This is a genomic window from Deinococcus sedimenti (assembly GCF_014648135.1).
Classification (GTDB): Bacteria; Deinococcota; Deinococci; order Deinococcales; family Deinococcaceae; genus Deinococcus; species Deinococcus sedimenti.
In genome coordinates this window covers 83,099-94,913 of record NZ_BMQN01000002.1, presented here as the reverse complement: position 1 = coordinate 94,913, position 11,815 = coordinate 83,099, and the positions used below count along the sequence as shown (strand labels likewise).

Annotated in this window: 8 protein-coding genes and 1 tRNA gene; 3 read left to right on the top strand and 6 right to left on the bottom strand. The window is 68.0% G+C overall.

Going from position 1 to position 11,815, the window contains the following annotated elements; all coding sequences use genetic code 11:
- Positions 1 to 20: 20 nt before the first annotated feature.
- Positions 21 to 94 (bottom strand) — tRNA-Gln (locus IEY69_RS07190).
- Positions 95 to 399: 305 nt separating this feature from the next.
- On the opposite strand from IEY69_RS07190, the gene IEY69_RS07185 reads away from it, so the two are divergent.
- The gene (locus tag IEY69_RS07185) at positions 400 to 2,082 is read left to right on the top strand and encodes a 30S ribosomal protein S1 (protein WP_189072475.1); all 1,683 of its coding nucleotides are present in this window, start codon (positions 400 to 402) and stop codon (positions 2,080 to 2,082) included.
- A gap of 122 nt (positions 2,083 to 2,204) precedes the next feature.
- Here IEY69_RS07185 and ppk1 read toward each other — a convergent pair whose 3' ends face one another.
- From ppk1 to lon, 4 genes are all read right to left on the bottom strand, one after another.
- A complete protein-coding gene (ppk1, locus tag IEY69_RS07180) occupies positions 2,205 to 4,325 on the bottom strand; it encodes a polyphosphate kinase 1 (RefSeq protein ID WP_189072474.1) in 2,121 nt (706 codons plus the stop codon).
- A 126-nt stretch (positions 4,326 to 4,451) separates the two neighbouring features.
- On the bottom strand, positions 4,452 to 4,979 hold the full coding sequence (locus IEY69_RS07175) for a YqgE/AlgH family protein (protein WP_189072473.1): 528 nt from the start codon (positions 4,977 to 4,979) through the stop codon (positions 4,452 to 4,454).
- A 41-nt stretch (positions 4,980 to 5,020) separates the two neighbouring features.
- Entirely contained in the window at positions 5,021 to 5,953 is a 933-nt protein-coding gene (locus IEY69_RS07170; RefSeq protein WP_189072472.1) for a hypothetical protein, read from the bottom strand.
- Positions 5,954 to 6,041: 88 nt separating this feature from the next.
- Positions 6,042 to 8,489 carry an endopeptidase La gene (gene lon / locus IEY69_RS07165; RefSeq protein ID WP_189072471.1) on the bottom strand — a complete coding sequence of 816 codons (2,448 nt, stop codon included), beginning with the start codon at positions 8,487 to 8,489 and terminating at the stop codon, positions 6,042 to 6,044.
- 243 nt (positions 8,490 to 8,732) lie between these two features.
- On the opposite strand from lon, the gene IEY69_RS07160 reads away from it, so the two are divergent.
- On the top strand, positions 8,733 to 9,794 hold the full coding sequence (locus IEY69_RS07160) for an alpha/beta hydrolase (protein ID WP_189072470.1): 1,062 nt from the start codon (positions 8,733 to 8,735) through the stop codon (positions 9,792 to 9,794).
- On the opposite strand, the gene IEY69_RS07155 is transcribed toward IEY69_RS07160, so the two are convergent.
- A complete protein-coding gene (locus IEY69_RS07155) occupies positions 9,791 to 10,933 on the bottom strand; it encodes an acyl-CoA dehydrogenase family protein (protein WP_189072469.1) in 1,143 nt (380 codons plus the stop codon). The two genes, IEY69_RS07160 and IEY69_RS07155, sit on opposite strands and share 4 nt — an antisense overlap.
- Positions 10,934 to 11,012: 79 nt before the next feature.
- On the opposite strand from IEY69_RS07155, the gene IEY69_RS07150 reads away from it, so the two are divergent.
- Positions 11,013 to 11,756, top strand: coding sequence for an AfsR/SARP family transcriptional regulator (locus IEY69_RS07150; RefSeq protein ID WP_189072468.1), 744 nt, complete (start codon positions 11,013 to 11,015; stop codon positions 11,754 to 11,756).
- Positions 11,757 to 11,815 lie beyond the last annotated feature (59 nt).

Genomic DNA, 11,815 nt, shown 5'->3' with positions numbered 1-11,815 from the left:
ACCCTTGCGGGTGGGTGTGCTGGCTGGGGCACTAGGACTCGAACCTAGATCGACAGTGTCAGAGACTGGTGTCCTGCCATTAGACGATGCCCCAACACGGGTCCTGCTCTGACGTGCTTCGCCATCAGGTGAAGCGTGAGGGAGTATAGAGGCACGCCAGCTGACTCGTCAAGCACCCCCCCTGACCTGCGTGGGAGCGGATTCCTTGACGTGAAGCTGTACAACCCGTCTGGACCGCGTTCACAGCGCAGTTGCCGCAACACTCTGAACTCTGGTACACTGAGGTGTTGCCGCCCCCGCCCACCCCCGCGCCCCAGGGCTCGGGAGACCCGGGACGGAAGCAGGTATCAGGCCGGTACGGACGCCGCAAAGCGCCCGCACCCAGGAGGACAGGAGTTCATGGAAGACAACACCCAGACCCCCGCCCAGCAAGGCGGGACTCAGCCCGCGACGGGCACCACCCCCAGCACCCCCACCCCCGTGGAGGAGCGCGAGTACCCCGCGATGACCATGGAGGACATCCTCGCCAGTGAGGCGCAGGAACCCCAGAACGTCAGCCGCGGCGACATCGTCGACGGCACCATCGTGTTCATCGGTCAGGAAGGCATCGCCGTGGACATCGGCGCCAAGGTCGAGGGCATCATCCCCCTGAACCAGCTGGGCGACGAGCCCGTCACGCTGGAACAGGCCCAGGAGATGTACAAGTCCGGCGAGCAGATCGAAGCGTACGTCGTGCGCGTCGACCTGCCCAACAGCCAGATCGTCCTGAGCAAGAAACGGGCCGATCAGGACAAGGGCTGGCGCGTCCTGGAGAAGATGCAGGAAGCCGAGGAAGCCTTCGAAGTCGACGTGCTGGAGAAAGTTCGCGGCGGTCTGGTCGCGCAGGTCGAGGGCATCCGCGCCTTCCTGCCCGCCTCACAGGTGGACACCCGCCGCGTGAACGACCTGGACCCCTACGTCGGCAAGCCGCTGATGGTCAAGCTCATCGAGCTGAACCGCAAGCGCAACCGCGTGATCATCAGCCACCGCGCCATCCTGGAAGCCCAGAAGGCCAAAGCCCGTGAAGCCACGGTCGGCCAGCTGGAATCCGGCGCGCAGTTCGAAGGCGAAGTCGTGGAAATCACCGACTTCGGCGTGTTCGTGAACCTGGGCGGCATCGACGGCCTCGTTCACCGCAGCGAACTGACCTACGGCCGCTTCAACCACCCCCGCGACGTGGTCAAGGTGGGCGACAAGGTGCAGGTGCAGGTCATGGACGTCGACAACGACCGTGAACGCATCAACCTGAGCATGAAGGCCCTCACCCAGGACCCCTGGGAAGGCGCCACCGACCGCTACAGCATCGGCCAGAAGGTCACCGGCAAGGTCACGAACCTCACCAACTTCGGTGCGTTCGTCGAACTGGAAAGCGGCCTCGAAGGTCTGGTGCACGTCAGCGAGATGAGCTGGACCAAGCGCGTCCGTCACCCCAACGAAGTGATGAAGGAAGGCGACGAAGTCGAGGCGATCATCCTGCGCATCGAGCCGAAGGACCGCCGCATCTCCCTGGGTATTCGTCAGACCACCGACGATCCCTGGAGCGCGCTGCCCGACCGCTACCCGCCCGGCACCCCCGTGAAGGGCAAGATCACCGGCATGACCGACTTCGGCGTGTTCATGGAGATCGAGGAAGGCATCGAGGGCCTGATCCACATCAGCGAACTCGACCTGAACCGCGTCAACAACCCCGCCGACCTGTTCAAGAAGGGCGACGAGATCGAAGCCGTCATCCTGAACATCGATCCCGTCGAGCAGCGCGCCAGCCTCAGCCGTCGCCGCTTCCTCGGTGGTAGCCCGGCCCCCACCCAGCGTGACTACGTCAGCCAGGGTGGCGGCGCCCGCAGCGACCGCTACAGCGGCGGCCAGGGTGGCCAGCGCAGCGGCGGCGGCCGTCGTCGCGAAGGCGGCGCGGACTACGCCTACAACGCCAAGGACGCCCAGCAGGGCGGCAAGATCAGCACCAAGCTCGGCGACGTGTACGCCGACCTGTTCGCCCAGTTCGGTCTGGCTGGCGACAAGAAGACCGAAGAAGAGCAGGGCTAAACCCCCGCACTTCCAGGGCCCCCGGTGTTCGCACCGGGGGTTTCTTATCGCCCTGCACCACATACGAGAGAAAAGGAGGGGAGCGGTCAATGCCGTCTCCCCTCCCCGCAGACGGAGGTGCGTTACAGCGGGTGACGTGCCGCCGCGAAGGTGGCCTGCGCGCTGAAATCCCCCGGGATCTTCATGTACTCGCCGTCCGCGTTCAGTTCCCACGACCCGCGCGTATCCGACCACTCGGTATCCAGGATGCTCAGGAAGGCCTCGCGGTGCCGGTCGTCCAGCACCGGAGCGATCACCTCGACCCGGCGGTCCAGGTTGCGGCTCATCCAGTCGGCACTGCCGAAATACACCTCTGGACCGCCACCGTTCCCGAACGCGTACACGCGGGCGTGCTCCAGGTACCGGCCCAGGAGGCTGCGCACCCGCACGTTCTGCGACACGCCCGGCACGCCGGGCCGCAGGCAGCACACCCCACGGATTATCAGTTCCACCCGCACGCCCGCCTGCGACGCCCGGCTGAGCGCCTCGACCATGCCCGGATCGGTCAGCTGGTTGACCTTCACGCGCACCCAGGCGTCCTGACCGTCGCGGGCATGCGCGGCCTCCCGCTCCAGCAGCGCCTCGAAGCCCGTCCGGGCCGTATCCGGCGCGACCAGCAGCTGCGTGTACTCGGCCTCGGCGTAGCCGGTCAGGTGGTTGAACAGTTCCGCGACGTCCGCACCCAGATCCGGGTTGGCGGACAGCAGGCTCAGATCGGTGTACAACCGCGCCGTCTTCGCGTTGTAGTTCCCAGTGCCGATGTGCACGTAGCGGCGCAGCCCGCCCTCCTCGCGGCGGACGATCATGGTGACCTTCGCGTGCGTCTTCAAGCCCGCCACGCCGTACACGACGTGCGCCCCGGCCCGTTCCAGTTTCCTGGCCCAGGAGATGTTGCGCTGCTCGTCGAACCGGGCCTTGAGTTCAATCAGCGCCACGACCTGCTTGCCGTTCTCGGCCGCCGTACGCAGCGCCGCCAGGAGCCTGGGGTCGTCCCCAGTGCGGTACAGCGTCTGCTTGATCGCCAGCACCTGCGGGTCCCGGCTGGCCTCTTCAAGGAAATCCAGGATGTTCGTGAAGCCGTCGTACGGGTGGTGCAGCAGCACGTCCCCCTGCCGCAACGTGTCGAAGATCCCGCTGTCCTCGTCACCGTCCAGATCGGGGACGGCCGGCGCGTACTCCGGGAAGCCGAGATCCGGGCGTTTCACGGGCAGGCCCATCAGGTCCGCCGACCCGAGGGGACCGTCCAGCTGGAAGATGTCCTCCGGCGCGAGCCGCAGCCGCTCCTGCAGGAACGCCGTGATACCGCCCGGCGTGTCCCGCATCACCTCCAGGCGCACCGCCGACCCGAACCGCCGCCGCCGCAACCCGTCCTCGATGGTGGCCAGCAGGTCCTCGGCTTCCTCCTCCTCGAACTCGTAGTCAGTGTTGCGGGTCACGCGGAAGGCATGCGCGGCCAGCACCTCGCGACCCTTGAACAACTCCCCGATGTGCGCGGCGATCACGTCTTCCAGCAGCACAATCGTGTCACCCACGCACACCGCGCGCGGCAACACGCCCACCGGCACCTTCACCCGCGCGAACTCCGGATCCTCACCCTCGCCCCCGTCCAGCAGCACCGCGAGGTTCAGGCTCAGGTTGCTCAGGTATGGGAATGGGTGGCTGGGATCCACGACCAGCGGCGTCAGCACCGGCTGAATCTCGGCGAGGTAATGCTCCCGCAGCTGCGCCCGCGCGCGCTTGCCCAGGTCCGCCACGCGCGCGAACCGTACGCCCGCCGCGTTCAGATCCCGCAGGGTCTTACGGGTGACGCGCTCGATCTCGCGCAGCATCACCTGCGTCCGCTCGCGCACCAGCGCCAGGGTCTCGCGCGGCAGCAGGCCATCCGGGCCCGGCGTGTTCACGCCCGCCGCAATCTGCCGGTGCACCCCCGCCACACGCACCATGAAGAACTCATCCAGGTTGCTGCCGCAGATCGCCGCGTACTTCAGTCGTTCCAGCGGCGGGTTGCGCTCATCGCGCGCCTCGGCCAGCACCCGCTCGTTGAACGCCAGCCACGACAGTTCCCGGTTCAGGAAGGGACTGTCCGGATTGGCGACCGTGCTGTACGTCCGCACTTCGCCCTTCCCGGATTCCTCCTTTCGCCGCAAGCGGACGCGCGAGGAACCAGAACGAACGGACAGAGACTTATCAGCAGGCACAGTCATGACTCCTTGAGCAGTAAACGGGACGAACGTCAGCGGGCCGTCACCGCATTACAGCACGGTCACCCACCAGGGAGTCCTCAACCCGGGTTCACCGGGCGCTGCGCGATCGCAATCAGGTCACGCGACTCAGGCCTGCGCGCCGCCCGGCACGATCCGCGACGCGTCCACACCCAGCCGGTCCAGCGCCGACTGCCAGCGGTCCCCTGCGGGCACGTCCCACAGCAGCTCCGGCGTGGTCTGCTCCACCCACACCCACGTTCCCTCGCGCGCCTCGTCGGTCAGCTGGCCCGCACCCCACCCGGCGTACCCCAGCACCAGCATGAACGGCTGCCCGCTGCGCTCCACCGCCCGCAGCACATCCAGACTGCTGGACACCGTCAGGCCCGGCAGCAGGCGCAGTTCACCCTCCATATCCACCGGCTGCGCGTACAGACACCAGCCGAGCGTCGGGTCCACCGGCCCGCCCAGCCACGCCACCTCCGGGTGCCCCGCAAGTTCCGGCATGAGGTCCTGCACGCTCTGGGTCATGGGCGCGTTCACGATCAATCCCATCGCACCCTTCGTGTCGTGCTCCAGCAGCAGGATCACGGTTCCCTCGAACAGGCTGCCGCGCAGGTGCGGGCTGGCCACCAGGAACGTCACAGGCGCACTCATACGCATAGGATAGCGCGCCCCACGCGTCCGTTCAGGCCCATTCAGTACGTGATGCGGCGCGTGATGGTCGCGACAAGCGCCTTGCCGAGGCGGTATTCGTGCGTGATCCAGTTACCATGCGTATCCCTGGTGAAAGTATGTCGTTCACGAACCGCGTTGTCTCCCTCGCCGATCTGGACGGTGTATCCCGTGATCTGCCCGGACGTGAGGGTGTACGCGAAGGTGGAGTTCGCCTGCCCAGCAACGCTGAAAACGGACCGGCTTAATGTGCCGTTGTCGTATGTGAAGGTCTCTGCCGTGGGGATCAGGGGTGAGTTGGAGCCGTCAAGGGTGGTTCCGGTGCTGCTGAGGCTCAGCAGTTCACCGGCGGGGCCGAACTGGGCGTCCGTGACGCTGCGGGTGCGTCGGGCCAGACTCACGACCTCGCGCACGGTTCGCTGAGCGGAGGCGTACGCGCAGCTGACCTGCACCTCGTCCATCAGGCCAGCTTCGGGATTCAGGACGACCCCCTTGTACTGCGTCAGGCGACCCTGCGCGTCCAGCGTGATGCTGATGGGTGACGCCTTCTCGGCGGCGAGGTCAGCCGCGGTGATCTGAGGCACCGGACCGGTCAGGCTCCCCCGAATCACGAAGCGCCAGCTGCCAGCCAGGGTCGTGGCGGGGCTGGCCAGTGCACCCGACGGGCGGATGGTCGCCTGGAAGAGCGTGGTGCGAGGAAAGGACGGGTCATCGGGGGTCAGGCGGTGGGTCACCTGAATAGCCTGCGTGCCCTGGTAGGTGTACAAGGACGTACGGGCCGTGATGAAATCCAGTGTTCGGAAGGCCGGTTCGACGGTGATCTGCTCCTCGATCTGCCTAGGCGCGCCGCTGAGTCTGGGGTAAAGCGTCAGATCCGTGCGGGGGTGCTGGAAACAGTACGCGGCGTGGGCGGTGGTCAGGGTGGTCAGGAGGAGCAGAGGAAGCAGGCGGCGCATGTCCTGGCAGGATAGTGCGGCTGGTCACGCGTCGAGTGCAGCAAAAAACTCCCCGTCCGGCGTGGACGGGGAGCAGCGGGAAGTTCGGTTACGCGTGGGCGTCGCTGCGGCGGGCGCTCTTGCGTTTGGGGGCGGGGAGGGTGGGGGCGGGGCTACCGTCGCGGGGCGTCTCCAGGGCTTTCAGGCCGCCGACGAGGGCCACGTCCAGCACCTGATCCACGGTTTCGCAGGGGTGGAAGCGCATGGTGGTGCGCAGGTGCAGGGGGATGTCGCGCAGGTCGCCCTCGTTCGCTTTGGGCAGGATGATGTGCTTGATCCCGGCGCGGCGGGCGCCCAGCACTTTCTCTTTCAGGCCGCCGATGGGCAGGTAGCGGCCGGTGAGGGTCATCTCGCCGGTCATGGCGACGTCGTGGCGGGCGGGGATGCCGGTCAGGGCGCTGATGAGGCTGGTGACCATGGCGCCGCCGGCGCTGGGGCCTTCCTTGGGGATCGCTCCGGCGGGGACGTGCACGTGGATTTCGCTGTCGTCGATGCGGGCCTTGTCGATGTGGAAGCGTTCGGCGTTCGCCTTGATGTACGTCAGGGCGGCGCGGGCGCTTTCTTTCATGACGTCGCCGAGCTGGCCGGTCAGGACGAGGCCCTTGCCGGGGCTGGTGCTGGTCTCGACGAACAGGATGTCACCGCCGACCGGGGTGTAGAACATGCCCGTGCTGACGCCGACCATGTCTTCCTTGCCTTCGGTTTCGGGGATGTGGCGGGCCTGTCCGAGGTAACGGTCGAGTTCTTTGTCGGTGACCTTGACGCGTTTGACCTCGCCGGTGGCGATGCGGCGGGCGACCTTGCGGGCGACCGTGCCGATCTCGCGTTCCAGGTTGCGCACACCAGCCTCGCGGGTGTAGTGGCTGATCAGTTTTTCCAGCGCGGAGTCGGTGAACGCGATCTGGTTGGCTTTCAGGCCGTTCGCCATGAGCTGGCGGGGCAGCAGGTAGCGTTTGGCGATCTCCAGCTTTTCCTGTTCGATGTAGCTGTTGAAGTCGATGACTTCCATGCGGTCCATCAGCGCCGGGGGGATCTGTTCGGGGTAGTTGGCGGTGGCGATGAACATGACCTCGCTCAGGTCGAACGGCACGCCGAGGTAGTGGTCGGTGAAGTGCTGGTTCTGCGAGGGGTCGAGCACTTCCAGCAGGGCCGCCGAGGGGTCGCCCTGGTAGCTGCTGCCGAGCTTGTCGACCTCGTCGAGGAGGATGACGGGGTTCTTGGTGCCCGCGGTGCGGATGCCCTGGATGAGGCGGCCGGGCATCGCGCCGATGTACGTGCGGCGGTGACCACGGATGTCGCTCTCGTCGCGGGCGCCGCCGAGGGCGATGCGTACGTACTTGCGGCCCAGCGCCTTGGCGATGCTCTGCGCGATGCTGGTCTTGCCGACGCCGGGAGGGCCGGTGAACACCAGGATGGGGCCCTTGTTGACGTCCTCGGCGCTGAGTTCGCCGCGTTCGGCGCGTTCCTTGCGCAGGCGGCGCACGGCCAGGAATTCCAGGACGCGGTCCTTGACCTTTTCCAGGCCGTAGTGGTCGTCGTCGAGGATCTGGGAGGCCTGCATGACGTCCAGCTGGTCGTCGCTGCGGGTGTTCCAGGGCAGTTCGGTGATCCAGGTGAGGTACGTGCGGATGACGCTGGCCTCGGCGGCGTCGGGGTGCATGCGCGCCAGACGGTTCACTTCACGGTCGATGTCCTTGCGGACCTCGGGGCGCAGGTCGAGGGTGTCGAGCTTGGCGCGGAAGGCTTCGGCCTCGTCGCCTTCCTCGCCGTCCTCGCCGCCCTGGAGTTCCTTCTGGATGACCTTCATCTGTTCGCGCAGGTAGTACTCGCGCTGGTTCTTGTCGATCTCTTCCTTGACCTGCGCGCGGATCTTGGCCTGCACGGCCTGCACTTCCTGTTCGGTGTCGAGCAGGGTCAGCAGTTTGCGGATGCGGGCGGTCAGGCTGGGCAGTTCCAGCAGCGCCTGCTTGTCGTCCAGTTTGAAGTCGAGGTTGAAGGCGATGTGGTCGGCCATCTCGCCCAGGTCTTCCTTGCTGTGGATGGTCTGGACAGTCTCGGCGTTCAGTTTGCCGCCGCTGGCCAGGGCGTCGAAGCGTTCGCGCAGCTCGCGGCCCAGCGCCTGGAGTTCGACGGGGTTGTCGTCCTCGGCGGCCAGGGGGGTGATGTCGGCGCTGAGGTGGTCACCGCGCTGGTAGTTGGTGGCGCGGACGCGGGCGACGGCGGACACGAGCATCTGCACGGTGCCGTCGGGGTTCTTGCGGACGCGCAGGACGTTGCAGGCGGTGCCGACGTCGTACAGGTCGCTGCCCTTGGGGTCGTCGATGTCCTTATCGCGCTGCGAGACGATCAGGATGACCTTGTCGCTCTGCATGGCCGCCTCGATCGCGCCGATGGACAGCGCGCGGCTGGCGTCGATGTGCTGGACCATCGTGGGGTAGATCACGCTGCCGCGGACCGGGCAGACGGGGACGTTGCTGGGGAGGGTGTTGGTGGGCATCTCGGAACTCCTTTTCGCCCGGGTGGGGTCTTGGTGAGAGCGGGTTCCTGAAACTCCTGCATCCAGGAAACTTGAGTGCGACTATATCAAGTTTCCGGGGTGGGGGCAAGCCGCAGCCGACCCGGACGGGATCACTTCAAACCTCGTCCTCCACGACAAAAGCCTACCCCCGCGCACCTGACACAACCCTCACCCGAAGCTGACGAGACCTTCACCCGTACCGGACCCTCCTAGACTGACCGCATGCCCCGCGTGACCTTCCAGCTGACCCTGCCGCCCGGCACCCCACCGGGGACGCTGTTCCTGACCGGCGACCACCGCGCCTGGAGCGACGACCCCACGGACTGGACGTTCCAGGCTGGGGTGCTGCACGCCGACCTGCCGGACGGCCTGCTGGCGCAGATGAAGGTCCGCCGCGTGAACCCGGACGGCACGACCGCCGAGGAGGGCGACGCCTGGGGCGGCCGCGCCCGCGCGCACCGCGTCGCCGTGCTTGGCGACACCACTGTGCTCCTGACCGTGGCGGGCTGGCAGGACGCCAGCGGCGGGGCCACCCGTCCACCGCGCAGCGCCCCACCGCGCGAGGAGACCGTACTGGACGCCCCCTGGGGCGCGCAGTCCGTGCGCCTGTGGTGGCCCGAAGGACACGAGGGACCGCTGCCGCTGCTGATCCTGCACGACGGCCAGAACGTGTTCGACGAGGCCCCGACCTTCGCCGGGGACAGCTGGGACGCCGCCGGGGCCGCGCAGGCCCTCGCAGACGCCGGGCACCCGGTCCGGATTACCGCGCTGCCCGTGAACGACGACCGCAGCCGCCGCTACGTGCCGTTCCCCTTCGAACTGAACGGCTTCGACAGCGGCGCGGACGAGTACGCCGACTGGATCAAAGGCACCCTCCTGCCGCACCTGCACGCCCGCTTCGGCGCGGTGCCCGCGCAGGACACCGCGCTGGCCGGATCCTCCTTCGGCGGGCTGATCACCGCGTACGCGGGTCTGCGTGACCCCGGCACGTACGGCACGCTGGGCGTGTTCAGTCCCGCCGTGTGGCCCGCCGACTTCGCGTTCCTGCGCTGGATGGACGGGCGCGGCGACCCGCACTCGCGCGTGTGGGTGGATATGGGCGACCACGAGGGCAACAGCATTCAGAGCGCGCAGGAGGTCATCACGCTGGCCCGCAACCTGACCTTGCAGCTCGCCCCGCACGTCCACGAGGCGCGCTTCACGGTCGGCGAGGGCCACTGGCACGACGAACCCGCGTGGCGTGAACGCCTGCCCGCCTTCCTGCGCTGGTGGCGAGGCGCTTAGCGCAGCAGGTCGCCCGCGATGATGAGTTTCTGGATCTCGCTGGTGCCCTCGTAGATGCGCAGGAGGCGCTGGTCGCGGTAGTAGCGTTCGACGGGGCTGTCTTTCATGTAGCCCATGCCGCCCGCGACCTGCACGGCCTTGTCCGCGACCTGCGAGAGGGCCTCGGTGGCGTGGTACTTGGCGACGCTGGCCATGCGGCGGACGTCCTGGCCCTCGTCGACCATCCAGGCGACTTTCTGCCACAGGACGCGGCTGGTCTGGATGGCGATGTCCATCTCGGCGAGCATGAACTGCACGGCCTGGAAATCCGCGATGGGTTTCCCGAACTGCTCGCGGGTCTTGGCGTGCGCGACGGACAGGTCCAGCAGGCGCTGCATGGCGCCTGTCGAGCGGGCGGCGATGCCGACGCGGCCGTTGGTGAGGATGCCCAGCGCCTCGCGGTACCCGAGGTGTTCAGGCCCCAGGAGGTTCGCGGCGGGGACCACGGCGTCCTGGAAGATGACCTCGGCGCTCAGGGCGCCCTTCTGGCCCATCTTCTCGTCGATCTTGCCGATGGTGACGCCGGGCGTGCTCTGCGGTTCGACGAGGAACGCGCTCATGCCCTTGCTGCCGCGGGCGGGGTCGGTGACGGCGATGACGGTCAGCAGGCCTGCGATGGGCGCGTTGCTGATGTAGTGCTTGGTGCCGTTCAGGACGTACGCGTCGCCCCGCCGCTCGGCGCGGGTGCGGATGTTCGCGGCGTCGCTGCCGCTGCTGGGTTCGGTGATGGCGAAGCCCGCGACGCACTCGCCCGACGCCATGCGCGGCAGGAACCGGGCCTTCTGCTCGTCGGTGCCGAGTTTCACGAGGCCGCTGGTGCCGATGCTGGCGTGCGCGCTGATCACGCCGCCGAAGCCCATGTGGCCCATGCCCATCGCCTCGTACACGGCGCAGCGGCCCAGGGCGCCCAGGCCGACGCCGCCGTACTCCTCGGGGATGCTCAGGCCGAATAGGCCCAGCCCGGCGGCCTCGCGCAGCAGGTCCTCGGGGACGTGGTTGGTCTCCTCGATCTCGTGCGCGCGGGCTTCGACGCGCGTGAGCATGAAATCGCGGATGATCGCCTGCATGTCGCGCAGGTCGCCGGGCAGCTCGAAGTTCATGTGCCCCCAGCGTACTCCCTGCGGGCGGGACACCTGCGCGCGCCTGTACGTGGCACCATGGGGGCAGGAGGTGGCGGGCATGACGGACGGGGACAGGCAGAATGGGGACTGGCTGCTGCGCACGCTGGGACAGGCGGAGGTGCTGCGCGGCGGCGTGCCGGTCGCGTGGCCCGCGCGCAGTGCGGAGGAACTGCTGTGGTATCTGCACGCGCACCCGGACGGCCGCTACCGGCACGACCTGCTGCGGGACCTGTGGGATCTGGAGGACACCCCGGCCGCCGCGAACCGCTTCCGGGTGGCGCTGCACCGGCTGCGGCACGCGCTGGACTTCCCGGAGGCGGTGACCGAGCGGGGCGGGCGGTACGCGCTGAACCCGGACCTGCTGGCGGCCAGTGACACGGCGGCGCTGCGCCGGGCGCTGGCGTGCGCGGACGGCGAGTACCTGCCGCACCTGACGGGCGAGTGGGTGCAGGAGGCGCGGCAGGCGCACCGCGCGGCGGTCGTGGAGGCGCACCTGACCCTGTCTCAGCTGCACTGCGCGGCGCGCGAGTGCCCGTTGGCCGCGCAGGACCTCGTGCGGGCCGCGCAGACCGACCCGCTGATCGGGGAGGACCACCACCAGCGGCTGATGGCGTGTCTGGCGATGACCCGGGACCGGTACGCGGCGACCGAGTACTACCGCCGCTACCGGCAGTACCTCCTGACCGAGATCGGGGACACGCCGCTGCCGGAAACGGTGGCGTTCGCGGAGCAGCTCAAGGGCGGCGAGTTGCCCTGCGTGAATGCTCCCTTCCGACCGGCAGGCGCCACAAGCGACAAGTAGCGCGCTTGGCATGAAGGGCCCCGGAGTTCACCGGGGCCCCATTTTTTGTCGTCCTGGCC